We start from the raw sequence: 23,881 nt of genomic DNA on the forward strand, positions 1-23,881 counted from the left end.
ATCCAATAGGTTCCGCCTCGCTTCGGACGGGAATGACCCGGACGAACCCAAACAAACTACCGCAAGGTGTTGTGCGCACGGTTGATTTCAACCCCGCCGGCCTTGTCCGGATGGGGCCATAGCTCAGCTGGGAGAGCGCTTGCATGGCATGCAAGAGGTCAGCGGTTCGATCCCGCTTGGCTCCACCATTTCCTTCCTGAAATCGATAGTGCATTGCGGCGAAACGGCGCGGCGTGCTGGCATATCCGGCTGGCCTTTCGGTTGTCCGCTTGGCGTCGGTGGCTATAGTGGCGGGGTGTTCCCCAGCGAGAGGCATTCCTCTCTTCGTGTCGTCCCGTCCGCTTCCAACTCCCGTGCTTATGCGCCGCTGGCTTGGTCGGCGGCTCGATACTATTTCGACCGGCGGCTGGCTGGTGGGGCTGCTGTTTTTTGCGCTGTCGCTGACCCCATCGCTGATTCCCCGTCATTTTGCCGTGCAGGGCGTGCTTTGCGGCTGCACCTTCGCGGCCGGCTATGGAATCGGGGTGTTTCTCGAATGGTTGTGGAATTTTCTCGAGCTGCGCTGGCCCAATCGGCGGGTAGCGCGCGGGGTCGGGCGTGCCTGTGCCTGTGGCTGCCTGATTCTGGCGCTGGCCTTTCTGTGGTTTTCCCCGGGCTGGCAGAATTCCATTCGCGCCGGCATGGGGATAGCGCCGGTCGAGGCGCGCCAGCCCTGGTTCGTGGCGGCCATCGCCGTGGTCCCGGCGGCGTTGCTGATCGGGCTGGGCACCATCATCGTCAGCGGCGTCCGCTCCATCAGCGCCTGGTTTGCGCGCGCCATTCCCCCGCGTGTGGCGCTGTTGGGCGCCATGATCCTGGTTGGCATTGTGACCGCCAGCATCGGCAATGGTGTCGTCGCGCGCGGCCTGCTTTACGCCGCCGACCGATTCTACGGCAATTTCGATCGCCTGGTCGGCATTTCCGATCCGCCGCCGGTCGACGCCTGGAAATCGGGCAGTGCCGCCTCGCTGGTCGATTGGCAGACGATCGGCATCGATGCGCGGGTCTATGTCGAAGCCGGGCCCAGCAGCGACGAGATCGCGGACCTGACCGGCGCCCCGGCAGAGACACCATTGCGCGTCTATGTCGGATTGCGCTCCGCAGAAACGCCCGAAGAACGCGCCGCCCTGGCGCTGGCGGAAATGGACCGGGTCGGGGCCTTTGATCGCTCGATCCTGGTGCTGATCATGCCGGTCGGGACTGGCTGGGTGGAGCCGGCCGCCATCGACACGCTGGAAATGCTGCATCATGGCGATGTGGCGAGCGTCGCCGTGCAATATTCCTACCTCACCAGCTGGCTGTCGCTGGTGTCCGAGCCCGATGTCGGGGTGGAGACCGGGCGGGCGCTGTTCAACGCCGTCTACAAGCGCTGGCACGCCATGCCGGCAGCGACGCGTCCCAAACTCTATCTTCATGGGCTGAGTCTGGGCGCCTATAGCTCGGCCGCCTCGACGGCGCTTTACGACATTTTGGATGATCCTTTCGACGGCGCTTTGTGGGTAGGGCCGCCCTTCGCCTCGCAGACCTGGCAGTCGGCGACGCGCAGCCGCAACCAGAACACGCCGGTCTGGCGGCCGCATCTGGGCGACGGCTCGACCCTGCGCTTTGCCAATCGCGGCGCAGACCTCGATGCCGGCGAAAGCTGGGGCCGGATGCGCATCGTCTTTTTGCAATATCCGTCCGACCCGATCGTCTTCTTCGAACCGGCCATGCTCTATCGCGAGCCGGAATGGCTGAGCGGGGTGCGCGCACCCTCGGTGTCACCGCTGCTCAACTGGTATCCGGTGGTCACCTTCCTGCAGGTGGCGCTCGACATGGCCTTGGCCCAGACGGCGCCGATCGGCTTCGGCCATGTCTATGCGCCGCAGGACTATTTCGATGGCTGGGTGGCCGTCACCGCGCCTCAGGGATGGACGGAGGAAAGCCTTGCCACCCTGCGGGCAAAAATCACCCGCCATGGCGATCGGCACGTCATCGAAGGCGGCTGGTTCCGCGAGAACCAGCCGTAAGAATCTCAGGCGCCAGCGATGGCGTCGACATCGGCCTTCATCGGAATGGCTGGCTGGGCGCCAGACTTGAGACAGGCGAGGCTCCCCGCCACGGCGGCACGGCGCAGCGCAGTTTCGAGGTCGTGCCCGGCTTCGAGCGCTGCCCCCAGATAGCCGCAAAAGGTGTCGCCGGCGCCAACCGTGTCGACCGGCGTCACCTTGTGGGCAGGCACGGCAATGGCCCCATCGGGCGTGCGGGCACGTGCGCCTTCAGGGCCCAGGGTCACCACGATGGTGGTGCCGGTGCGCTCCACCCACTCGCTCATCGCCGCATCGAGTTCTTCGATAGGGCGGCCCGAGAGCAAGGCAAACTCGGTTTCATTGGCGACGACGATATCAGCGAGCGCTGCCAGCTCCGGCGTGTCATCCAGGAAGGGCGCAGTGTTGAAAAGGCTGGTCGCGCCTTTCTGGCGGGCGATTTCGAGCGCCCGGCGGGAGGCGGCTTGCGGCACTTCCTGCTGTACCAGCACCACGTCGCCGGCCTTGAGATCGCTCAGGCCGCGCTCGGCATCCGCGGCGCTGACCGTGCCATTGGCGCCCGGCAGGATGGCAATGACGTTTTCGCCTTCGGCATCGACGAAAATCATGGCAATGCCGGTGGCCGTATCGGCCTTGCGCAGATGGCTGAGATCGACACCGCCCTCTTCCAAGAGGTCGAGTGCCAGCGGCGCGAAGGCATCCTCGCCCACTGCCGAGACATGGCGCACTTCGGCGCCGGCGCGGCGCGCGGCCAAAGCCTGGTTGGCGCCCTTGCCACCGGCCGCCATGGAGAAAGTGCCGCCGGCAACGGTCTCGCCCGGCTTGGGCAGGCGCGGAACGGTGCCGATCTGATCGAGATTGGTGGAGCCGAATACGGTGATCATTTCAGCATCTTTTCCATGGTGTTCCAGTTGCGCATCGTGTCGAGCGCATTCTTGTCGAGCCGGTCATAGAGCGGCTTGAGGACGCCCTCAACCCCCTCGGTATAGCGCCCGTCGGGCTGACGGTAACCGGCGATATAGATCTCGCGCGCATCCATGCGCAGGATCTCGGTATGGCCCGGGCGGTCGGGCAGGGACAGCCCCTGCGGCAAGGGCCTGTCGAACATCAGTACATGCCGGGTGACATCGGCCGCGGAATCGAGCCGACCAAAGGGATGCCTAGCGTGCATGGCCTGCAGCTCTGCCTCCGAGCGGAGGACAACGCCCACGGCAAAGCCGAACTGCTTCTCGATCAGGCTTTCGAGCTGGCTCCTGATAGCATCGGCGTCGCCTTCGGCCTCAAAGCGCACATTGCCGCTGGCCAGCACCGTCTTGACGCTGCCAAGGCCCGCGCCCTCGAGGCAGGCCTTGAGCTCGGCCATCTTCATCTGCCGCTTGCCCAGATTGATGCCGCGCAGGAAGGCGAACCACAGCGCCATCAGCCCTTGTCCTTTTGCGGATAGATGGTTTCACCCCGCGACAGCATCTCGACGAAGCCGGCAATCTTCTTCTTGCGCCCCGCCTCGGTCTTGAGGTTGTTGGTGCGGAAAATCAGCGCGAAACGGTTTTGCGCCGACAGGCCCTCATAGGTCTTCTGCGCCATGGGATTTTCGGCGATGGCCGCGAGCAGGTCGGGCGGGGCGTCCTGGGTGGTCTTGTAAGCCGCATCCCACCGGCCATCGGCCTTGGCCGTCTCGACATGGACCAGGCCATGTTCGGTCATCAGCCCCTGTTCGCCCAGCCGCGCGACATTGTCGCGATTGACCTGGCTCCACACCGATTTCGGCCGGCGCGGACAATAGCGCTGCACATAGGACACCTCGTCCCAGCTCTTCTTGATGGCGTCGATCCAGCCCCAGCAGAGCACGGCGTCGATCGCCTCGACCGGGGTGATGGTCGCTCGCCCGGCGCTCTTCTTGAAAATGCGGATCCAGACCTCGTCGGCGCTGTCATGGTTGGCGGCCAGCCAGGCATAAAAGGCATCGAAATCGACGAATTCATGCAGCTTGTCTGTCGCGACGATGACGGGCGCCATGGATCAGGCCGGCAGCTCGTCGGGGAGGTCCGGCGGCAGCGGAAAAAGCCGCGCCAGAGCCGGCTCGAGGCGCTCATCGGCCGGCAGGACCAGCCCGAACGCCTCGGTCAAAACCGAGCGCAGGCTCTCCATGCTGGTGATCTCGCGCTGTTCCTTTTCCCCCTCGACCGGCTGGATGGTGAAGCTGGTATTGAGCAGCTTGACCCTGCGGCCGGACGGCGACAGCGCCACCCTGAGCCCGCTGACCATGGGCGAAGTCTCGGATGTCGCCATGGTCTGGTTGAGCGCTGAAATGGCAGCGTCATCGACGGCATCGAGCGTAAAGGCATAGACCGGAAGCCAATTCTCGCCGATCCGCACCTCGAGCGTCCATTCTGGCGCGCCACCCACCAGGCGGAAGGTTTCGTGCGGAGTGGTCTGCTCGACATCGGCGCGCAGCCGCAGCGGCGTGGTCAGCGTCAGCCCGCCATGGCCGACATCAGCCAGGTAATTCTGCCCATTGATTTCGACCAGGAGCACCAGATGGCTCAATTCCTGGTTATCGGGATTGGTCCACAGACCACGCGCCAAGAGCGGGCGCACCGTATAGTCGAGATCGCGCAAAATGCGCATGAACAATAGGTTATGCTCGAAACAATAGCCGCCGCGCTTGTCCGCCAAAAGCTTGCGCTCGAGGCTCGGCTGGTCGAGCAGCACCGGCTCGCCGATCAGCGAATTGAGGTTTTCGAAGGGGATGACGGCGGGATGCAGCGCGTGCAGCAATTCCAACGTCGCCAGAGTGGGGGCAATGGAACCGGCAAAGCCGATTCGCTCGAAATAGGCGTTCAGATTGACCTTTTCGGACATCCACCACCTTTTTTGCTGTTTGAACCGGCGGCCACTATGGCCAAGCCCGGCACCTTTGTCACCACGCCCGCAAGCTCAGAAACCGGTCGGGGACGCTTGACAGCGCCGGCTCAGACCGGCGCCTTGCGCACCCGGATCACCACGTCGACATGGGCAACTTCCATGCCGGCCGGGGCTTTGGGCAGGGATTTGAACTCCACCGCGTCGGCGGGAATATCGATCATCCGCTGCTCGTCTTCCACGTAGAAATGGTGGTGATCGGACGTATCGGTGTCGAAATAGGACCGCGAGGCGTCGATGGCGACTTCGCGCAACAGCCCAGCTTCATGGAACTGGTGCAGCGTATTGTAGATGGTGGCCAGGGACACATTGACATTGGCCGTACCGGCTTCGCCATGCAGCTGCTCGGCGCTGACATGGCGATGCGGCCCGCCGAACAAGAGTTCGGCCAGCGCCACGCGCTGACGGGTGGGACGAAGACCGGCCATGCGCAAGACGGCCGTCAGGCAGGGTTTGCGGGACGGATGGGGCCGGGCAGCGGCAAGGCGTTCAGTCATTGGGCCTGAGATACTCGTCATAAAGGTCCAGATTTCCAGCCTTTGTTATAGGGGCGATGGGCCCATGAAACAAGTCGGCACCGCCCGCCGGGCCCCGGCTCAGCCTTTCGCCCGGCTTGACCCTCCCCATAGGGGTCTATACGAGACGAGGCTTGAGGTGAAACGGGGTTTGTCCATGGCCGAGCGGCAGAACGCATTTGGATATGAAGAGCTGTTGGCGCATGGCCGCGGCGAGTTGCCGGGCCAGGGCGATGCCCGCCTGCCAGCCCCCCCGATGCTGATGTTCGACCGCATCACCGATATCCAGGAAACCGGCGGTGCCTTCGACAAGGGCTATGTCCGTGCCGAACTCGACGTCAATCCGGACCTGTGGTTCTTCAAATGCCACTTCATCGGCGACCCGGTCATGCCCGGCTGCCTGGGGCTGGACGCCATCTGGCAGATGACCGGCTTCTTCCTCTCCTGGATCGGCCAGCCCGGCAAGGGCCGCGCCTTGGGCGGGGAGATCAAGTTCACCGGCCAGGTGACCGACGACGTCAAGCTCGTGGAATATGGCATCGACCTCAAGCGCGTCATGCGCTCGCGTCTGACCTTGGGTCTGGCCGATGGCTGGGTAAAGGCCGATGGCAAGACTATATATGAGGCCAAGGACCTGCGGGTCGGGCTGTTCACCTAAAGCCCAATGAGGGTGAAGGCGCCCAAGCGCCCGGCCGTAACGGCCACCAGAAGAAAGGTAAGCGTCGGCCCCATGACGCCAAAGCACATCGATCAGGCGAGGACGAAATGAGACGAGTTGTCGTAACCGGCATGGGCATCATTTCATCGATCGGCAATTCGCTGGATGCGGTCACCGAAAGCCTGCGGCTGGCCAGGCCCGGAATCATCGCCGCGCCGGACTATGCCGAGCTGGGCTTCCGCAGCCAGGTCAAGGGCGATCCGCAGCTCGATCCGTTCGAAATGCTCGACCGCCGTGTGACCCGCTTCATGGGCAAGGGCGCCGCCTGGAATTACCTGGCCATGCAGCAGGCGATTTCAGATGCAGGGCTCGACGAAAGCCTCATTTCCCATCCCATGACCGGTATCGTCATGGGCTCGGGCGGCGCTTCGACCCGCACCATCGTCGAAGCCGCCGACACCACCCGCAAGAATACCAGCCCCAAGCGCATCGGGCCGCTTGCCGTGCCCAAGGCGATGGGCTCGACCGCCTCGGCAACGCTGGCGACCTCGTTCGGCATCAAGGGCATCAACTATTCGATCACCGCTGCCTGTGCCACCTCCAAGCATTGCATCGGCAATGCCTATGAGCAGATCATGCTGGGCAAGCAGAACATCGTCTTTGCCGGCGGCCACGAAGACCTCGACTGGACGCTGTCGGACCTGTTCGACGCCATGGGCGCCATGAGCTCGGACTTCAACGCCACCCCTGAAAAGGCCAGCCGCTGCTACGACGCCAATCGCGACGGCTTCGTCATCGCCGGCGGCGCGGGCGTCCTGGTGCTCGAAGAGCTCGAGCATGCCAAGGCGCGCGGCGCCAAGATCTGGGCCGAAGTGGTGGGCTATGGCGCCACCTCGGACGGCGTCGACATGGTCGCTCCCTCGGGCGAAGGTGCGGAGCGCTGCATGCGCATGGCGCTGGCCAATGTGAAGGGCCCGATCGACTACATCAATCCGCACGCCACCTCGACCCCGGTCGGCGATCTCAAGGAGATCGAGGCCCTGCGCGCCGTCTTCGGCAATGAGGACAAGTGCCCGCCCATTTCGGCCACCAAGTCACTGACCGGCCACAGCCAGGGCGCAACGGGCGTGCATGAATCGATCTTCTCGATCCTGATGATGAAGCATCGCTTCATCGCTGAAAGCGCCAATATCGAAGTGCTCGATCCGGCCTTCGAGGACATGCCGATCCTCAGGCAGCGCCGCGACGATGTGGATCTGGCCTATGTGCTGTCCAATTCCTTCGGCTTCGGTGGCACCAATGCGGCCCTGGTGTTCAAGCACCCGGACGCGTGAGGCCGATCAGTATGCCAGTTCGGTGAAACTTGCGTCGCGGGCGTCATAGATCAGCAGTCGCCCGATCAGCGGCCGACCCATGCCAGTGATGAGCTTGATGGCCTCCATGGCCATCAACGTGCCGATAATGCCGGTGACTGGCCCCAATATGCCATTGGCTTCGCAGGAGGGCAGGTTGTCATCGCTTGCCGCCTCGGCAAAAAGCGCTCCGTGGTCCGGCCCGCCCAGATGCGGCGCGATTACCGTCACCTGACCTGAAAACATCGACACGGCTCCTGAAACCAGCGGTATCCGGCGCGCAGCGGCTTCGGCTGCCACCAGCCGCCGGGTCACGAGATTATCGGTGCCGTCGAGCACGACGTCGTAGTCGACGAGCACAGCTGCGGCATTGTCTGATGTCAGAGCCGTATCGATGCGCACCAGGTCCACATGTGGATTGAGCGCCGTCACGAAGGCTTCGGCGCTTTTGGTCTTGAGCTGGCCGACGCTATGCGTGGTGTGGACGATCTGGCGCTGCAGATTGGTCACCGATACCGTGTCGTGATCCACCACGCCCAGCCTGCCGACCCCGGCCCCAGCTAGATAGGCGATGGCGGGGCTGCCCAGGCCCCCGGCACCCACCACCAGCACGCGCGCCGCCCTGAGCCTTTGCTGGCCGGCCCCGCCCATGCCCTTGAGCACGAGATGGCGGGCATAGCGGCGGGTTTCCTCGGGTGAAAGCGTCGGTTCAATGGGCAAGAGGCACCGCCAGGAAGCGCCGGTCCGGCCCTTCGAATCCTTGGGGATAATAGGAGACAATGGCAACGCCGCTCGCAATGTCCTGGCTCATGAACGGTAGCGCCACCGCATAGAGACGATAATCGGTGGGGCAGGCGCGCGAGCGGGGCAGGGTGCCGTCGCGATAGATGACCCTGTCGGTCTCTGCGTCGGACAGCACCAGCTCGAAGCCGAGCGGGGCGCTGTCGAACCATTCACTGCAGGGATTGGCGGCGCCGGTTTCAAAGCTGCGCAATTGCAGGTGATGCTTGTCCATCACCTGGCCGGGCGCATATCCCGGCACGCCGAAGCTCAGCGTCTTGCCATCGATTTCGGGCGTCCCATCGCCGAGCATGGTGGCGACATCGACCGGCACGGAAATGTCGAAATCGCGCAAATGCGCGGCGGCATTGCGACCGGCCTCGGCGCGGGTATCGGCGAGGCCCCGCTCCTCATCGGCCGCCTGGGCCCGAATCGGTGTACCGACCACCCAGCTGTCATTGGTGAGGTCGAGAAGGTAGATGCTCGAATAGGCAAAGCCCGAGCCATCCTGGATGCCGAATTCCTCGAAGGCGAAATAGCGCGCATCCGGAGAAAAGCCGATCAGGTCGATCAGCGCCCGGTCGCCGGCCAGGGCTGGCGCCGTCAGAGCCGCCAGCAGCACCAGCGCCGCAAGCGCCGTTTCAGGCCTTTCCCGTCGAGCCGAAGCCACCTTCGCCTCTTTGCGTCTCTTCCAGTTCATCGCTCACCTCGAAAACCGGCCGCACCACCGGCGCCACCACCATTTGCGCAATGCGCTCGCCGCGTCTGATGACGAAGGGCTCTTCCCCCAGATTGACGAGGATCACCTTTACCTCGCCGCGATAGTCCGCATCGATGGTGCCGGGGGAATTGAGCACCGTGATGCCATGCTTGGCGGCAAGGCCCGAGCGCGGCCGCACCTGTGCCTCGAAACCCTCCGGCAGCGCCATGGCGAAGCCGCAGGGCACCAGCGCCCGCTTGCCGGGCAAGAGTTCGAGCGGTGCATCCGCAGCCAGGGCGGCGCAGAGATCGGCTCCCGCCGCCAGCGCCGACTGCAGTGCCGGAAGAGGCAGGCCCACGCCATGGGCCTGCCATTGCAGCTTTATGGAGACGCCAATGCTCACGGCGCGCGCACCACCGCGAACAGCTCGTCGGGCAGGTCGACCGTGCCATTGATCAGGTCGAGCATGGGAATGACCTGGCTGGCGCTCTTGCCGTCGGCGGCGCGGGTCATATTGGTATCGGTGACTTCGGCGCCCGAAATGGTCAGGGTGATCGAATGGCCCTCGAAGAAGGCCAGCACCATCTGCTTGGTCTCTTCGTCCATTTCCTCGTCGGCGCCCAGTTCCTTCTTCATTGCAACGGTCGGCAGGGCAACGCGCACCAGGCCATTGCCGATATCGGTAAAGCTCATCCCGCTTTCGCCCGAGCCCATATCGAGGCTGTCAAAGGGGCCTTCCTCGACCATGGTGCAGGTGGCGGTGCCATCGGCATTCTCGGTCAGCGTGCCCTCGTCGCAGAAGCCGGCCTCGCTGCTCTCGCCGCTCTCTTCGCCCATCTTCACCATGGCGTAGAGGTCGGCGGTCATCACCTGGGTCATGGTGGCGCGGGCCGTGGTGGTGCTGGTCACCGCCACGTCGATATTGACGTCGACGCAGGCGCTGACTCCAAGCGCAATGGCCGCCACAGAGGCGAGCTTGCCGAAGAGATTGAGGCTCATGAACTGACTTTCTCGAAACGATTGCGGGCCGGCATCAGCGGCACTCTATGAAGCCGGGCGCCCCTTGGGCAAGCCGGGATTATGGGTCAGGCCTGGCCGGCGAAGCGCAGCGCCATGAATGCGACGGCGGCAAAGGCGACAAAGCCCATGCCCAGCGTGGCGAGGATGGCGAGGCGAAGGAGCCTGTCCCTCGGGCGGGCCAGGGCGGCGCGATGCTCGGACAGGGCAAGTTCGGCCTGGGCGATCAGATTGGGAATGCGACCCGCTGCCTCGGCGGCGCGGCGCAGATGCTGCCCCAAATCCTCGATGCGACCAAGCGGGCCCTCTTCGCGCCGCAGCCAATCGCCCACCACCGGCTCCGCCACGGTCCAGATATCGAGCTCGGGATCGAGCGTGCGCGCCACCCCTTCCACCAGCACCATGGATTTCTGCAACAGCACCAGTTCGGGCCGCGTCTGCATGTCGAAAAGGTCGGTAATGGTGAAGAGCTGGCCCAGCACCTTGGCCATGGAGATATTGTCGGCGGTGCGGCCATGCAGCGGTTCGCCGATGGAGCGGATGGCCAGCGCGAAATCCTCGACCGACTGATGCGGTGGCACATAGCCGATATCGAAGTGGCGCTGGGCAACCAGGCGATAATCACGGGTGATGAAGCCATAAAGAATATCGGCGAGGAAACGCCGTTCCGGCTTGGCGATACGGCCCATAATGCCGAAATCGACGGCCACCACGTCGCCGGTGCGAGGATCGGCGAAGAGATTGCCCGGATGCATGTCGGCATGGAAGAAGCCGTCGCGGATGGCATGGCGCAAAAAGCCCTGCAGCACCTTGGCGGCCAGCGCCTTGCGGTCGATCCCCGCCGCATCGATGGCGGCATGGTCGCGGATGGGAATGCCGTCCACCCAGGTGGTGGTAAGCACATTCTGCGCCACCTGGTCCCACTGCACCGTCGGGATGACGAAGCCTTCGTCATCCTTGATGTTTTCGGCCATTTCCGAGATCGCCGCCGCCTCAAGGCGCAGATCGAGCTCGAGCCGCATGGAATGATCCAGCGTCTTGACCACTTCGGTGGGCCGCAGCCGCCGGCTGGCGGAGGAGAAGGTTTCTGCCAGCCGCGCTCCGGCATAAAGCGCCTGGGTATCGGCATGGAAGCGCTCGGACACGCCCGGCCGCAGGATCTTGACGGCAACCACCTTGGGCGCCTCGCCGGGCTGGCGCAGCTTGGCCTTGTGCACCTGGGCGATGGACGCGGCAGCGACGGGCGGGCTGACCTCGGTGAGAGCAGCGGCCTTTTCGCCCAGCGCCTCGCTCAGAATGGCTGGCACCAGTGCCGCGTCGAAGGGCGGCATGCGGTCCTGCAGGCCCGAAAGGTCCGCCGCCGCCTGGGCGCCGACAATATCGGGGCGGGTGGCCAGGGTCTGGCCGAACTTGACGAAACTCGGGCCCAGCCGGTGCAAGGCAGTATTGAGCCGCTCGACGCTACCGGTCTTGCGCACGGCGGGCCGTTCGACCAGCCGCGCCATGCGCACGCCCAGCTTCATCATCGGCGGCAGCGAGGCGACGGGAAGGATCGAAAAGGCGCCTTCGCGCGCCAGTACCCAACCAGCATGGATCAGGCGGAAAGTGGAACCCAGACCCATGGGCTAAATCTTCCAACCCGAAAACAGCGTGGCGATATTGCCGGTATAGCTGGTGTGCTTGACCCGCTTGAACCCGGCCTTGGCCAGCATGGAGCCGAACAGTGCCGGATCGGGGAATTTGCGGATCGATTCGATGAAATATTGATAGGGCTGCGCATCGCCGGTCACCACCCGCCCCAGAGGCGGAATGACCCGGTCGGAATAGAGCTTGTAGAAGGCCTCGAGGCCCGGCACGTCCACCTGCGAGAATTCCAGCACCAGGATGCGACCCCCGCGCTTGAGCACGCGATGCGCCTCGTCCAGCGCCTTCTGGATGCGCGGCACATTGCGGATGCCGAAGGCGATCGTATAGGCGTCGAAACTATTGCTCTCGAAGGGCAGCTCCTCGGCATTGGCCTCGAGAAAGCTGACCTGGCCGGGATAGCGCCAGCTCCGGGCGCGCTCGGCGCCGACGCGCAGCATGTCGGCATTGATGTCGGCAACAACCACTTCCGCATAGCCCATCGAGGCGTTGACGATACGCTCGCCGATATCGCCGGTGCCACCGGCCATGTCGAGCACCCGATAGGGCCGTGTGCCGGCGCGCGGCGGGGCCAGCTCGGACACCATGGCGTCCTTCCACAGCCGGTGCACGCCCCCGCTCATCAGGTCGTTCATCAGGTCGTAGCGGTCGGCCACGTCGTGGAACACCTTGTTGACCAGGCCCTGCTTGTCTTCGAGAGCGACGGTCTGCTCGCCGAAATGGGTGGTTTCTTGGGACTGGGTCATGGCAAGGACCTCGATACGGTCTGTATGGAATGGTGTCGATACGGTGTATTGACCAATACATAAGCCCTCGCCCATTGCCTATGCGCAAAGGCGCGCAGGGTGAAGGAGTTTTGTCATGCCAGAATTGCCCGAGGTCGAAACTGTCCGGCGCGGCTTGGAACCCTGGCTGACCGGCGCCACCATTCAAAGCGTCACCCTCAACCGCAAGGATCTGCGCTTTCCTTTTCCGGACGGGCTCAAGACTGCGCTGGAAGGCCAGCGCGTCGAAAAGGTGGGACGACGCGCCAAATATCTCCTGCTCAGCCTGTCGAATGGCAAGACCCTGCTCAGCCATCTGGGCATGACCGGCTCCTGGCGTTTTGCCGAGCACGGCATCGACAAGCCCCCGCGCTATTACGAGCCCGGCACCGAGCCCAAGCACGACCATATGATCTGGGCTCTGTCCCATCCCAGCCATGGGGCGAGCCACCTGATCTATGCCGATCCCCGCCGCTTCGGCTTCATCGACCTTTACGAGGATGTGAACGACAGTCCCTATCTCAAGGGGCTGGGGCCCGAGCCGCTGGGCAATGACTTCAGCGCCGAAGGCATGGCCGAGGCGTTCCGGGGCAAGAAGGCGCCGATCAAGGCAGCGCTGCTCGACCAGCGCGTGGTCGCCGGGCTGGGCAATATCTATGTGGCCGAGGCGCTGCACCGGGCCCATATCCGTCCCGATATCGAGGCGCGCACCCTGGTGCGGGCCGATGGCAAGCCCAAGGCGGCCCTCGAAGACCTAGCCTTTGCGGTGCGCGAAGTGCTTGTCGCCGCCATCGAGGTGGGCGGCTCGACTATTCGCGACTTCCGCAGCGTCGAGGGCGCCGGCTACTTCCAGCACAATTTCGCCGTCTATGACCGTGAGGGCGATCCCTGCCCCACCCCGCTCTGCACCGGCACCGTCAAGCGCATCGTGCAATCGGGCCGTTCCACCTTTTACTGCCCGGTCTGCCAGAAGGCACCCTGAGCCATCCTCCGCTTCGATCGTCACCCTCGGGCTTGACCCGAGGGCGTTACACTTGCGGCAAGGACGCTGAACAAAGGCCCCTCGGGTCAAGCCCGAGGGTGGCGCGCGATGGGGACGGCGGGTCGGAGCGCTAACCACAAGGCCGATCCCGAATCCAGTTGACGCCTCCCCGCCTATCCCCTATAGACCCCGCAACTTGGCGGCTGTCGTTTGCCGCCGATTTCATTTCATCCCGGACGCCTGTCTCCCAGATGGGGCAATCGTTCGGCTGGACGCTAAGAGGACCGAAATGGCCAATACGCCGTCAGCAAAGAAGGCGACCCGCAAGATCGCTGCCCGCACCGCGATCAACAAGTCGCGCCGTAGCCGCGTGCGCACCTTTATCCGCAAGGTCGAGGAAGCGATCACCTCCGGCGATCACGCCGCTGCTTTCGCTGCGCTCAAGGCTGCCGAGCCGGAAATCCACCGCGCAGCCGGCAAGGGCATTGTCCATACCAACCTTGCTTCCCGCAAGGTCAGTCGTCTCAATAGCCGCGTCAAGGCGCTGGCCTGATCGGCAGGGGTCGCGGCGCCCACAAGAGGCTGACGCGACGACACTAAAATGGGCTCCGAAAGGGGCCCATTTTTATTGCCCGTCTTCGGGCAAGGTTTTTCGCCATCATAACGTCACATGTCGGTTCGATGACGTAGGGTCCGGGCCTGATACATGGCGTCGCACCAAGATTTTTTCTTTTGTAATCAAAGGATTAACCATTGGTGGGCCAGTTGTGCCCCCGCCATGTGGCGATAGAGAATCTGCGGGATCGAAATATTTTTTTCACCATGCCCGCAGCCGCTAAGTGTTGGAATCTGCGTTGAGTCACAGGCTCTTGTGGAAGGTGGGTTTAAAGGGGGTTGCACCTCAGAATTGGTGGTCCGGGAGTCAAGCCCCTATTTCATCGATTCACGTGTTGCGGGTCCAAAATCCACCCTCTAATGTACTTCTGCCGGCACGGAAAACGGCCCCGAAAAATGGGGTGGAACCGGGCGGTGAGTTTCTTAGGACGCTCATGGTTTGGGGCAAATTTTCGGCATTCAGTCGGATGGAGTTCTGCCAGTTATGATTGTTTTGGCTGCATTTTTTGCTGCCAGTCCAGTCGGGGCTGGCCACGTGCGGTAGACCGCCGACCAGGTCTGGTCGGGTTCATCGAACAGGTCATTTCTGAAAACGGCGGCCAACCGCCGAACGAACAATCGTGCCCGTTTTTTGCGGGCGCAATGGCGAAGCTATGCCTGGGGTCCAGCCCGGGGCGGACAACGATAATAGACAGCCGGCGGTTATGCGGACCGCGCGGTGCGATGCAGATAATGGGGCATGACATAATGACGCGACAGGCGATTGCGGGACGGGACGACTGGGCTTCGGCCGATCCTTCCTCCCTCCAACTCACCAGCAAAGGTGGCACTCCTGTCATGGCAAGTCCCGATAGTTCTCTCGAAGCGCAGCGCGAACTGTGGAAGCGCGTTCGTGCCCGCCTCAAGACCGCTGTCGGCGAGGACGTGTTTGCCTCCTGGTTCGCCCGGCTGGAGTTGGAAGAGCTGGTCGATGACATGGTGCATCTGTCCGCACCCACGCGCTTCCTCTGTTCCTGGGTTCAGTCCAACTATGCCGACCGCATCGTCGAGGCCTTCCGCCACGACGTGCCCGAAGCCGCCCGTCTGCAGGTGACCCTGCGCGTCAACGGCCAGGCCCGCCCGCGCCTTGCCCCCGCCGCGGAAGCAGCGAGCGAGACGTCCGCGCCCACCGAAATCGCTGCCACACCCGCTGCAGCCTCCCCCGCCAGCAGCGCGATGGTTCAGGCCACGCCGCGCCTCGTGCGGGACAGCGCCAAGGCCGGCGATGCACTCTCGGGCAGCGCCATCGACCCGCGTATGACCTTTGACAGCTTCGTTGCCGGCTCCGCCAATGAAATGGCCTTCGGCGTCGCCAAGCAGATTGCCAGCGCCGCCATCAACAATGCGGTGACCTTCAATCCGGTCTACATGCATTCCACCGTCGGCCTGGGCAAATCGCACCTGCTCAACGCCATCGCCCATGCCGTCGCCGAAGCCGACCCGACCAAGAACATCGTCTATCTGACGGCCGACCACTTCATGTACCATTTCATCACCGCCGTGCAGCGCCAGTCCGCGCTCGGCTTCAAGGAATGGCTCCGCCGCGTCGACCTCTTGCTGATCGACGACATGCAATTCCTTCAGGGCAAGTCCGCCACCGAATTCGGCCATACGCTGGGCACCCTGCTGACCGGTGCCAAGCAGGTGGTGGTTGCCGCCGATGCGCCGCCCCGCGATCTCGAAATGCTCGATGAACGCGTGCGCTCGCGCCTTTCGGGTGGTCTGGTCGTGCCGATCTCGACCTTCGACATCGATCTGCGCCGCGCCATCGTGCAGCGCCGCTCCGAACAGGCCACTGCCCGCTTCGGCATGCATTTTCCGCCGGCTGTGCTCGACTATGTCGCCCGTGCGGTGGTCAGCCATGGCCGCGATCTCGACGGCGCCGTCAATCGGCTGGTGGCCGCCAATCAGCTCACCGGTGAACTCATCACCGTGCCGCTGGCCGAAAAGACCCTTGCCGATCTGATCCGGGCCCGCGACGCCAAGCGCGTCCGCATCGAGGACATTCTCAAGATCGTTTCGCGCCACTACAAGGTGCCGCGCAACGAGCTGCTCTCGGCCCGCCGCAGCCGCGACGTGGTGCGTCCTCGCCAGATCGCCATGTATCTGGCCAAGGCGCTGACCAGCCGCTCGCTGCCCGAAATCGGCCGGCGCTTCGGCGGCCGCGACCACACCACCGTGCTGCACTCGGTGCGCAAGGTCGAACAGATGATCAAGGACGATCTCGAACTCGGCCAGGAAATAGAACTCTTGAAGCGCATGCTGGAAGAGTAGTCAGCCGCGGCGCTGCGCGCGGTCAAATCGGTCCGCTGGACCGATTTGAGCTGACTGCGCCCGGAGAGCTGCGCTCGAAGGGCTAACTGACAGCGTCAGCCCCGTCCCATCCCCAAGCGCGATGCAACCCCTCCCCTTCTTCAGGGGGAGGCCGGGTGGGGGTGTCAGGACGCTCGCCCCCTGTGCGATAGCCCCAGACCCACCATGGGATAGTTTGGTGCAAAGCCTGACGCCCCGGTTGGCATGGCCGGGGGAATTGCCTAAGGTCTGGGCTTTGGATGAGCCCCTGACCGACCCGACCATGGACCAGACCCCATTCGAGGCCGAGACTGGCCCGGCTGCTGCCGCCCTCACCCCGATGATGGCGCAATATTTCGAGATCAAGGCGGTCAATCCCGGCTATCTCCTGTTCTACCGCATGGGCGATTTCTACGAGCTGTTCTTCGAGGACGCCGAAATCGCTTCGGCGGCGCTGGGCATCGTGCTCACCAAGCGCGGCAAGCATCTGGGCGAAGATATCGGCATGTGCGGCGTGCCCATCCATGCCGCCAATGATTATCTCAACAAGCTGATCCGCCTGGGCCATCGCGTCGCCATCTGCGAGCAGATGGAAGACCCTGCCGAAGCCAAGAAGCGCGGGTCCAAGTCGGTGGTGCGGCGCGATGTGGTGCGGCTGGTCACCCCCGGCACGCTGACCGAGGACGACCACCTCGACGCCCGCTCGGCCAATTATCTCGCCGCCCTCGCCATGGTGCGCCATGGCGACACCGATTTTGCCCTGGCCTGGGCCGATATCTCCACCGGCGAAACCTTTGTCGCCGACCTCACGGCCGAGGCGCTGGCCGACGAAATGGCGCGCATCGCGCCGGCCGAATTGATCCTCACCGACGCCACCCGGCAGGCCCTCGGCGAGCGGCACCTGTTTGCCCCCGCCTGGGCCGGCATCGCCTCCATCATTGGCGCGGAACTGGCCGACAGCGAAGTGGCGCTGCCGCTGCTGCGCCGCAGCTTTCCGTCCGAGCGTTTCGACCCCACCATTTTGTCGCGTGCTGCTCGCGCTGCCCTTGGGGCCCTGGTGGGATATGTGGGGGAAAGCCAGAAAGGGCGCCACGCGCCGCTGCGACCGCCAGTTCTGGATGCCTCGGACAAGGTGATGGCCATCGACGCGGCGACCCGGCAGAGCCTTGAAATTCTCCAGACCCAGCGCGGCCAGGCCAAGGGCTCGCTGCGCCAGTCCATCGATCTCACCGTAACCGCCCCGGGCGCTCGTCTCCTGGCCACGCGCCTTGCCGCGCCGCTGCGCGATGCAGATGCCATTAATAACAGGCTCGATGCAGTGAGCCGGCTGGTCGAGGATACGCTGTTGCGGGCGCGGCTACGGCAGGACCTCAAAGCTGCCCCCGATCTCTCCCGCGCCCTGTCGCGCCTCGCGCTCGAACGCGGCGGCCCGCGTGACCTCGCCGCCATCGGGAAGGCCATCGGTGCGGCGCTCAATCTCGCCCAGCACCTTGCCGCGCAACCCGATCTCTCGCCCATCCTGTCGCGCCTTGCCACCACGCTTGGCGCCGCCCCGCGCGATCTTTCCGCAGAACTGGCCGCCGCCCTCGATGACGAGCTGCCCTTGTTGAGCCGCGACGGCGGTTTCGTGCGCGGGGGTTTTGACCACAAGCTCGATGAAGAGCGGGCGCTGGGCAGCCAGACGCGCGCCGTCGTCGCTGCCCTCCAGGCGCGGCTGATGGACGAAACCGATGTCCGCTCGCTCAAGATCAAGCATAATGGGGTGCTGGGCTATTTCGTCGAGGTGCCGGCCAATCATGGTACGCGGCTTCTCGAAGCCCCGCACCGCGAAATCTTCATCCACCGCCAGACGCTCGCCAATGTCATGCGGTTCACCACCACCGAACTGGCAGAGCTCGAGGGCCGCATCGCCAAGGCGCAGGGCGCCGCGCTCGAGATCGAGCTCGCCATCTTCGCGCGGCTGCGCGAGGCGGTGCTGGCCGATACGGCGGCCCTCCAGGGCCTCGCCGATGCCCTTGCCGAGCTCGACGTCACCGCTGCTCTCGCCGAAGTGTCCGCCCTGCGCGGCTATTGCCGGCCACAGGTCGATGCCAGCCTTGCTTTCGCCATTTCGGGCGGGCGTCATCCGGTTGTGGAATTGATGGTCAAGGCCGAAGGCCAGAGCTTTGTCGCCAATGACGCCGATCTTTCGGGCAGCGAGGAGATCGGCGGCGGCGGGCTGTGGCTGGTCACCGGCCCCAATATGGGTGGTAAATCCACCTTCCTGCGCCAGAATGCCCTGATCGCCATCCTGGCGCAGATGGGCTGCTATGTGCCCGCCGACAGCGCCCATATCGGCGTCGTTGATCGCCTGTTTTCGCGCGTCGGGGCCAGCGACGACATCGCCCATGGCCGCTCCACCTTCATGGTCGAAATGGTCGAGACCGCTGCGATCCTCAATCGCGCCACTCGGCACTCGCTGGTAGTGCTGGACGAGATCGGCCGTGGCACCGCCACTTTCGACGGCCTCTCGATCGCCTGGGCCACCGTCGAGGCGCTGCATGAAAGCACCGGCTGCCGGGCGCTCTTCGCCACCCATTTCCATGAGTTGACCAGTCTGGCCAAGACGCTGGGCCGGGTCGCCAATGTCACCATGAAGGTGCGCGAATGGGAGGGCGAGGTGGTGTTCCTGCATGAAGTGGGGCCCGGCGCCGCCGACCGCTCCTATGGCATCCAGGTGGCGCGGCTCGCCGGCCTGCCCGATCCGGTGCTGGCCCGGGCCCGACAGGTGCTCGACATTCTCGAACAGCGCTCGGCCGGCACGGCGTCTTCCAAGCAGAAGGCCAGCGTGCTAGACGATTTGCCGCTCTTTGCACATCAGCCAGCCCCGGCTCCAAAGGGCAAGGATCCTGTTCACGAAGCGCTCGATACCGTCCGCCCCGACGAATTGACGCCGCGGCAAGCCATTGAAGCGCTCTACGAGTTGAAGAAAATCCGCGATGACGCTCGCCGAAACTGAGGCCCGGCCCAAAAAGCCGCAGTTCGCGCTCAAGACCGCAGAGACCATCCTGGTCGAGCTCGATGCGCTTGTCGGCGCCGAGCCGGCCAAGTCTCCTGTCGCCCGCGCCGCCGTGCTCGCCCATATTCGCCAGACCCTGGCCGATGCGCGCAAGAGCGCCGAGGCCGAACTCCTGGCCACCAATAAGGGCACGCGCTGCGCGCAGAACCTGTCCAATGCGCAGGACGAAATCATCACCGCGGTGCATCGCTTTGCCACCACCCGCGTCTATCCGGTCGACAATCCCTCCGGCGCCGAAGCCATCGCGCTCTCGGCGGTCGGCGGCTATGGCCGCGGCACGCTGGCGCCGGGCAGCGACATCGACCTCCTCTTCATCCTGCCCTACAAGCAGACCCCCTGGGGTGAGCAGGTCACCGAATATATCCTCTATATGCTCTGGGATCTGGGCCAGAAGGTCGGCCATGCCGTGCGCTCGGTGGACGAATGCATCCGCATGGCCCGCGCCGATATGACGGTCCGCACCGCCACGCTCGAGGCGCGATTTCTCACCGGCGACAAGGCGCTGTTCGACAATCTCGTGCATCGCTTCGAGACCGAAATCGTACCCAGGACCGGGCCCGAATTCATCGCCGCCAAAATGGCCGAGCGCGACGAGCGCCACAAGCAGATGGGCAATACACGCTATGTCGTGGAGCCCAATATCAAGGACGGCAAGGGCGGGCTGCGCGACCTCAACACGCTGTTCTGGATCGGCAAATACTTTTACCAGGTCAAGACCAGCCATGAGCTGGTCGGCAAGGGCGTGCTGACCTCGGCCGAATATAGGCTGTTCTCGCGCGCCGAGGACTTTCTCTGGGCAGTGCGCTGTCACCTGCATTACATTACCGGCCGTGCCGACGAAAAGCTGACCTTCGACGTGCAGCCCGATCTGGCGCGCCGCATGGGCTATGCCGAGCGCCTGGGCATGCTGGGGGTGGAGCGCTTCATGAAGCGCTATTTCCTCGTTGCCAAGGATGTGGGGGACCTGACCCGCATCATCTGCGCCAGCCTCGAATTCCACCACGCCAAGGATATGGATCTGGTGGGCCGCGTGCTCGCGCCCTTCCGATCCGGCAAGAGCAAGATCAAGGGCGAGCCCGATTTCATCGTCGACACAGGACGGCTCAATATCGCGACGCCCGATGTCTTCGAAAAAGAGCCGGTCAATCTCATCAAGATGTTCATGGTGGCGGGCCGCGAGGAGCTTTTGTTCCATCCCGACGCCATCAAGGTCATCCGCGACAGCCTGCGCCTCATCGACAATCGCCTGCGCACCGACCCCAAGGCCAATGCGCATTTCCTCACCATCCTGACCAGCCCGCTCTATGTCGAGCGCATCCTTCGGCAGATGAACGAGAGCGGCGTGCTGGGCAAATTCGTGCCCGATTTCGGCAAGATCGTCGCCCTGATGCAGTTCAACATGTACCACCACTACACGGTGGACGAGCATCTGATCCGCGCCGTCGGCGTCATGGCCGAGATCGCCAATGGCGGGTTGCGCACCGAACTGCCGCTGACCCACGAGCTGCTGCCGCAGCTCAACGATACGCGCCTGCTCTATGTGGCGCTGTTCCTCCACGATATCGCCAAGGGCCGGCCCGAGGACCACTCCATTGCCGGCGCCCGCATCGCCAAGAAACTCTGCCCCCGCTTCGGCCTCAACCCCGCCGAAACCGACACCGTGGCCTGGCTGATCGAATATCACCTGCTGATGAGCGAGATCGCCCAGGCGCGCGATATCCAGGACCCCGAGACGGCCAAGGCCTTTGCCGATGTGGTGCAGTCGCCGCAGCGCTTGGCCCTGCTGATGATCCTCACCGCCTGCGATATCCGCGCCGTGGGCCCCGGTACCTGGACCGGCTGGAAGGGCTCGCTCCTGCGCGCGCTCTACTATGCCACCGAACCGCTGCTATCGGGCGGCCACAGCCAGGTCAGCCATACCGACCGCGTCAACCAGGCCCGCCATGCCCTCGCCAATGCGCTCTCGAGCTGGCCGCCCGAGGAAATCGAAGCCTATTCGACCCGCCATTACGACCATTACTGGCTGCGCGCCGAGCCCGAGCTGCAGATCGAGCACGCCCGCATGATCCGCCAGGCCGACATGGCCCAGCAGCCCTTTGCCGGCTCGATCCGCATTAAGGCCTTCGAGGGCATTACCGAGGTCAGCTTCTACGTCCCCGACCATCCGCGCCTGCTGTCGCTGATCGCCGGCGCCTGCACCATGCAGGACGCCTCCATCATCGGGGCGCAGATTTTCTCCACCCGCGATGGCCGCGCCATCGACACCTTCCGCCTGCGCCGCGCCTTCACCAGCGACGAAGACGAAAAGGTTCGCGCCACCCGCATCATCGACACGGTCAAGCAATTGCTGCAGGGCAAGCGTACCGTGCTGATCGATCTGGGCAAGGAAAGCCGCCACAACAAGCGTCTCAAACCCTTTGCCCTGCCGGCACAGGTCTCGGTCAGCAATGCCATCTCGGAGAAATTCACCGTCATCGAGGTCTCCGGCCTCGACCGCATCGGCCTGCTCTACGCCCTGACCCGCGAGATCGCCGATCTCAACCTCACCATCGGCTCCGCCCATATCGGCACCTATGGCGAAAAGGCCGTCGACGTCTTCTACGTCACCGACCTCACCGGTCAGAAAATACACGTCAAGGCGCGGCAAAAGAAAATTCATGACGCCCTGATGGGCGTCTTCGAGCGCCCCGAGGTCAAGCGTGTGGCCAATGGGTAGCGGGCATATACACCCCCACCCCACCTCCCCCTGGGAGGGGGAGGGGCTCTGTCCCGGTCTGGTCAGCGATTTGTGCTTTTCACCGTCTCTTCTCCTCCCCCTGAAAGGGGGAGGGCGGGTGGGGGTTCTGCCATGAGCCTCTTCCGTAATTTCGTGTCCGTGGGCGCGCTGACCCTCGTCTCGCGCCTGGCCGGGTTCGTGCGCGATGCACTGATGGCGGCGGTTCTGGGCACTGGCCCGGCCGCCGACGCCTTCTTTGCTGCCTTCCGCTTTCCCAATCTCTTCCGCCGGCTCTTCGCCGAAGGCGCCTTCAACACCGCCTTCGTGCCGATGTTCTCGGGCGCGCTCGAGCGGGATGGTGAGGAGGGCGCAAAGCTATTGGCTGCGCGGATCATGAGCTGGCTCGTCGCCATGCTGGTGGTCGTGACCATTCTGGTCGAAATCTTCATGCCGCAGATCATGGTCGCCTTCGTTCCCGGCTTCGTCGACGATCCGGAAAAGTTCGAACTGACCGTGCTGCTGACGCGGATCATGTTCCCCTATCTCGCCTGCATGTCGCTGATGGCCGCCTATGGCGCCATCCTCAACACGCTGGGCCGGTTCTTCGCGGCGGCCTTCGCGCCGGTCCTGCTCAACATCGTCAACATCGCCATGCTGATCCCGCTGGCCACCTTCTGGCTGCAGGCGCCCGAAGAGGCGACGATCTGGGTCGCTATTGCCACCATGGGCGGCGGCATCGCCCAATTGGTGCTGGTCTGGGCGGCGATCGAGCGCGCCGGCTTCCGGCCGCGCCTGGCTTTGCCCCGGCTCGATGCCGAGGTGCGGCGCTTCTGGGTGCTGGCCATTCCGGCAATCCTGGCCGGCGGCATCACCCAGATCAATATCTTCGTCGGCACCATCATCGCCTCGGGCGCCGACAATGCCATCTCCGTCCTCTCCTATGCCGACCGGCTCTATCAATTGCCGCTGGGGATCATCGGCATCGCCATCGGCACGGTGTTGCTTCCCGAACTCAGCCGCCATCTCAAGGGCGGCCGCGAGATCGAGGCGCGCCAGAGCCAGGATCAGGCCCTGTTCGTCGCCATGCTGCTGACCATGCCGGCCGCCTTCGCGCTTTCGGCATTGGCCGAGCCCATCGTGCGGGTGCTGTTCGAGCGCGGCGCTTTCAATGCCCTGGCCACGTTGCAGACGGCGCAGGCGCTGATCGCCTTTGCCGCCGGCCTGCCGGCTTTCGTGCTCATCCGCGTGCTGCAGCCGGGCTTTTTCGCCCGCGAAGATACCATCACCCCGACCATCTTTGCCGGGGTCAGCGTCGTTGCCAATATCGCCATTTCGCTCTGGCTGTTCGCCAGCCTCGCCCATGTCGGCATCGCCATCGCCACTTCGGCCTCGGCCTGGCTCAATGTGGTGATGCTGGCCGGAATGCTGGCCCTGCGCGGCCATTTCCGGCTCACCCCGGCGCAGTGGCGCGGCCAGCTGGCCATCCTCGTCATCAGCCTCGTCATGGGCGCGGCGCTGTGGCTCCTCGCCGCGCGGGGACAACACCTGCTCGCCAGTGGCACCCCGTTCTGGCTGCAGGCCAGCGTCTTGGGCGTGCTGATCCTTTTCGGCGTGGTCACCTATTTCACCCTCGTGCATGTTTCGGGCACGCAAAGGCTGGGCCTGTTGCTGCGGCGCCTGCGCCGGCGCGGCTAAACGCATTGTTCCCGACCAGCCCGGCGTGGTAACAGCCAACGGCGATTTTTGAACTGCTAGGCTCGA

General features: G+C 64.3%; 20 protein-coding genes and 1 tRNA gene. 10 read left to right on the forward strand and 11 right to left on the reverse strand.

Annotated elements, in window-relative coordinates:
• Positions 1 to 112: 112 nt before the first annotated feature.
• Both BGO80_RS10775 and BGO80_RS10780 read left to right on the forward strand, forming a co-directional pair.
• Positions 113 to 188: transfer RNA gene (locus BGO80_RS10775), tRNA-Ala, on the forward strand.
• Positions 189 to 359: 171 nt separating this feature from the next.
• Complete coding sequence (locus BGO80_RS10780; protein ID WP_286721424.1) at positions 360 to 2,048, forward strand: alpha/beta hydrolase; 1,689 nt, start codon at positions 360 to 362, stop codon at positions 2,046 to 2,048.
• Positions 2,049 to 2,053: 5 nt separating this feature from the next.
• Here the strand turns inward: BGO80_RS10780 and BGO80_RS10785 are convergent, their stop codons facing one another.
• The 5 genes from BGO80_RS10785 to irrA form a co-directional block, all read right to left on the reverse strand.
• Complete coding sequence (locus BGO80_RS10785) at positions 2,054 to 2,950, reverse strand: ribokinase (RefSeq protein WP_286721425.1); 897 nt, start codon at positions 2,948 to 2,950, stop codon at positions 2,054 to 2,056.
• Positions 2,947 to 3,486: a DUF1697 domain-containing protein gene (locus BGO80_RS10790; RefSeq protein ID WP_286721426.1), complete on the reverse strand. Its 540-nt coding sequence runs from the start codon at positions 3,484 to 3,486 to the stop codon at positions 2,947 to 2,949. Before BGO80_RS10790 ends, BGO80_RS10785 begins: the two co-directional genes overlap by 4 nt.
• Positions 3,486 to 4,082: a YdeI/OmpD-associated family protein gene (locus tag BGO80_RS10795; protein ID WP_286721427.1), complete on the reverse strand. Its 597-nt coding sequence runs from the start codon at positions 4,080 to 4,082 to the stop codon at positions 3,486 to 3,488. The genes BGO80_RS10790 and BGO80_RS10795 overlap by 1 nt, the downstream gene beginning before the upstream one ends.
• Before the next feature lie 3 nt (positions 4,083 to 4,085).
• Positions 4,086 to 4,928 carry an arylamine N-acetyltransferase family protein gene (locus tag BGO80_RS10800; protein WP_286721428.1) on the reverse strand — a complete coding sequence of 281 codons (843 nt, stop codon included), beginning with the start codon at positions 4,926 to 4,928 and terminating at the stop codon, positions 4,086 to 4,088.
• Positions 4,929 to 5,038: 110 nt separating this feature from the next.
• The gene (gene irrA / locus BGO80_RS10805) at positions 5,039 to 5,485 is read right to left on the reverse strand and encodes an iron response transcriptional regulator IrrA (RefSeq protein WP_126148997.1); all 447 of its coding nucleotides are present in this window, start codon (positions 5,483 to 5,485) and stop codon (positions 5,039 to 5,041) included.
• Positions 5,486 to 5,660: 175 nt separating this feature from the next.
• Here irrA and fabA point away from each other — a divergent pair, with 175 nt between their 5' ends.
• Together fabA and fabB are read left to right on the forward strand one after the other, a co-directional pair.
• Positions 5,661 to 6,161 carry a 3-hydroxyacyl-[acyl-carrier-protein] dehydratase FabA gene (gene fabA / locus BGO80_RS10810; protein ID WP_126149022.1) on the forward strand — a complete coding sequence of 167 codons (501 nt, stop codon included), beginning with the start codon at positions 5,661 to 5,663 and terminating at the stop codon, positions 6,159 to 6,161.
• 107 nt (positions 6,162 to 6,268) lie between these two features.
• The gene (fabB, locus tag BGO80_RS10815) at positions 6,269 to 7,495 is read left to right on the forward strand and encodes a beta-ketoacyl-ACP synthase I (protein ID WP_286721430.1); all 1,227 of its coding nucleotides are present in this window, start codon (positions 6,269 to 6,271) and stop codon (positions 7,493 to 7,495) included.
• A 6-nt stretch (positions 7,496 to 7,501) separates the two neighbouring features.
• Here fabB and BGO80_RS10820 read toward each other — a convergent pair whose 3' ends face one another.
• The 6 genes from BGO80_RS10820 to ubiE all read right to left on the reverse strand — a co-directional run bounded on the left by BGO80_RS10820 (position 7,502) and on the right by ubiE (position 12,400).
• A complete protein-coding gene (locus tag BGO80_RS10820; RefSeq protein ID WP_286721432.1) occupies positions 7,502 to 8,233 on the reverse strand; it encodes a HesA/MoeB/ThiF family protein in 732 nt (243 codons plus the stop codon).
• On the reverse strand, positions 8,223 to 8,963 hold the full coding sequence (locus BGO80_RS10825) for a DUF2259 domain-containing protein (protein ID WP_286721434.1): 741 nt from the start codon (positions 8,961 to 8,963) through the stop codon (positions 8,223 to 8,225). The genes BGO80_RS10820 and BGO80_RS10825 overlap by 11 nt, the downstream gene beginning before the upstream one ends.
• Entirely contained in the window at positions 8,935 to 9,396 is a 462-nt protein-coding gene (gene dut / locus BGO80_RS10830) for a dUTP diphosphatase (RefSeq protein WP_126149001.1), read from the reverse strand. The genes BGO80_RS10825 and dut overlap by 29 nt, the downstream gene beginning before the upstream one ends.
• A complete protein-coding gene (locus tag BGO80_RS10835; protein WP_286721437.1) occupies positions 9,393 to 9,992 on the reverse strand; it encodes a hypothetical protein in 600 nt (199 codons plus the stop codon). Before BGO80_RS10835 ends, dut begins: the two co-directional genes overlap by 4 nt.
• 86 nt (positions 9,993 to 10,078) lie before the next feature.
• Positions 10,079 to 11,632 (reverse strand): 2-polyprenylphenol 6-hydroxylase, encoded by a 1,554-nt coding sequence (gene ubiB, locus BGO80_RS10840; protein WP_286721439.1) that lies wholly within the window; start codon positions 11,630 to 11,632, stop codon positions 10,079 to 10,081.
• 3 nt (positions 11,633 to 11,635) lie between these two features.
• Positions 11,636 to 12,400 (reverse strand): bifunctional demethylmenaquinone methyltransferase/2-methoxy-6-polyprenyl-1,4-benzoquinol methylase UbiE, encoded by a 765-nt coding sequence (gene ubiE / locus BGO80_RS10845; RefSeq protein WP_286721441.1) that lies wholly within the window; start codon positions 12,398 to 12,400, stop codon positions 11,636 to 11,638.
• A 115-nt stretch (positions 12,401 to 12,515) separates the two neighbouring features.
• Between ubiE and mutM the strand changes: the two genes are divergently transcribed.
• The 6 genes from mutM (at position 12,516) to murJ (ending at position 23,815) form a co-directional block, all read left to right on the forward strand.
• On the forward strand, positions 12,516 to 13,400 hold the full coding sequence (mutM, locus tag BGO80_RS10850; protein WP_286721443.1) for a bifunctional DNA-formamidopyrimidine glycosylase/DNA-(apurinic or apyrimidinic site) lyase: 885 nt from the start codon (positions 12,516 to 12,518) through the stop codon (positions 13,398 to 13,400).
• A 289-nt stretch (positions 13,401 to 13,689) separates the two neighbouring features.
• Entirely contained in the window at positions 13,690 to 13,953 is a 264-nt protein-coding gene (gene rpsT, locus BGO80_RS10855) for a 30S ribosomal protein S20 (protein WP_126149006.1), read from the forward strand.
• Between the two features lie 899 nt (positions 13,954 to 14,852).
• Complete coding sequence (gene dnaA, locus BGO80_RS10860; protein WP_286721445.1) at positions 14,853 to 16,328, forward strand: chromosomal replication initiator protein DnaA; 1,476 nt, start codon at positions 14,853 to 14,855, stop codon at positions 16,326 to 16,328.
• A 274-nt stretch (positions 16,329 to 16,602) separates the two neighbouring features.
• Entirely contained in the window at positions 16,603 to 19,344 is a 2,742-nt protein-coding gene (gene mutS / locus BGO80_RS10865; protein WP_353744205.1) for a DNA mismatch repair protein MutS, read from the forward strand.
• Positions 19,325 to 22,120, forward strand: coding sequence for a [protein-PII] uridylyltransferase (locus tag BGO80_RS10870; RefSeq protein ID WP_286721447.1), 2,796 nt, complete (start codon positions 19,325 to 19,327; stop codon positions 22,118 to 22,120). Before mutS ends, BGO80_RS10870 begins: the two co-directional genes overlap by 20 nt.
• A 132-nt stretch (positions 22,121 to 22,252) precedes the next feature.
• Positions 22,253 to 23,815 carry a murein biosynthesis integral membrane protein MurJ gene (gene murJ, locus BGO80_RS10875; RefSeq protein ID WP_286721449.1) on the forward strand — a complete coding sequence of 521 codons (1,563 nt, stop codon included), beginning with the start codon at positions 22,253 to 22,255 and terminating at the stop codon, positions 23,813 to 23,815.
• Positions 23,816 to 23,881: the final 66 nt, after the last annotated feature.

This window comes from Devosia sp. 63-57, from assembly GCF_001899045.1.
GTDB lineage: Bacteria > Pseudomonadota > Alphaproteobacteria > Rhizobiales > Devosiaceae > Devosia > Devosia equisanguinis.

What these genes read in the sequence shown, in the direction of transcription:
- BGO80_RS10780 (WP_286721424.1), top strand. Translation starts at nt 360, where the DNA reads ATGCGCCGCTGGCTTGGTCGGCGGCTCGATACTATTTCGACCGGCGGC.
- BGO80_RS10785 (WP_286721425.1), bottom strand. Translation starts at nt 2,950, where the DNA reads ATGATCACCGTATTCGGCTCCACCAATCTCGATCAGATCGGCACCGTT.
- BGO80_RS10790 (WP_286721426.1), bottom strand. Translation starts at nt 3,486, where the DNA reads ATGGCGCTGTGGTTCGCCTTCCTGCGCGGCATCAATCTGGGCAAGCGG.
- BGO80_RS10795 (WP_286721427.1), bottom strand. Translation starts at nt 4,082, where the DNA reads ATGGCGCCCGTCATCGTCGCGACAGACAAGCTGCATGAATTCGTCGAT.
- BGO80_RS10800 (WP_286721428.1), bottom strand. Translation starts at nt 4,928, where the DNA reads ATGTCCGAAAAGGTCAATCTGAACGCCTATTTCGAGCGAATCGGCTTT.
- irrA (WP_126148997.1), bottom strand. Translation starts at nt 5,485, where the DNA reads ATGACTGAACGCCTTGCCGCTGCCCGGCCCCATCCGTCCCGCAAACCC.
- fabA (WP_126149022.1), top strand. Translation starts at nt 5,661, where the DNA reads ATGGCCGAGCGGCAGAACGCATTTGGATATGAAGAGCTGTTGGCGCAT.
- fabB (WP_286721430.1), top strand. Translation starts at nt 6,269, where the DNA reads ATGAGACGAGTTGTCGTAACCGGCATGGGCATCATTTCATCGATCGGC.
- BGO80_RS10835 (WP_286721437.1), bottom strand. Translation starts at nt 9,992, where the DNA reads ATGAGCCTCAATCTCTTCGGCAAGCTCGCCTCTGTGGCGGCCATTGCG.
- ubiB (WP_286721439.1), bottom strand. Translation starts at nt 11,632, where the DNA reads ATGGGTCTGGGTTCCACTTTCCGCCTGATCCATGCTGGTTGGGTACTG.
- ubiE (WP_286721441.1), bottom strand. Translation starts at nt 12,400, where the DNA reads ATGACCCAGTCCCAAGAAACCACCCATTTCGGCGAGCAGACCGTCGCT.
- mutM (WP_286721443.1), top strand. Translation starts at nt 12,516, where the DNA reads ATGCCAGAATTGCCCGAGGTCGAAACTGTCCGGCGCGGCTTGGAACCC.
- rpsT (WP_126149006.1), top strand. Translation starts at nt 13,690, where the DNA reads ATGGCCAATACGCCGTCAGCAAAGAAGGCGACCCGCAAGATCGCTGCC.
- dnaA (WP_286721445.1), top strand. Translation starts at nt 14,853, where the DNA reads ATGGCAAGTCCCGATAGTTCTCTCGAAGCGCAGCGCGAACTGTGGAAG.
- BGO80_RS10870 (WP_286721447.1), top strand. Translation starts at nt 19,325, where the DNA reads ATGACGCTCGCCGAAACTGAGGCCCGGCCCAAAAAGCCGCAGTTCGCG.
- murJ (WP_286721449.1), top strand. Translation starts at nt 22,253, where the DNA reads ATGAGCCTCTTCCGTAATTTCGTGTCCGTGGGCGCGCTGACCCTCGTC.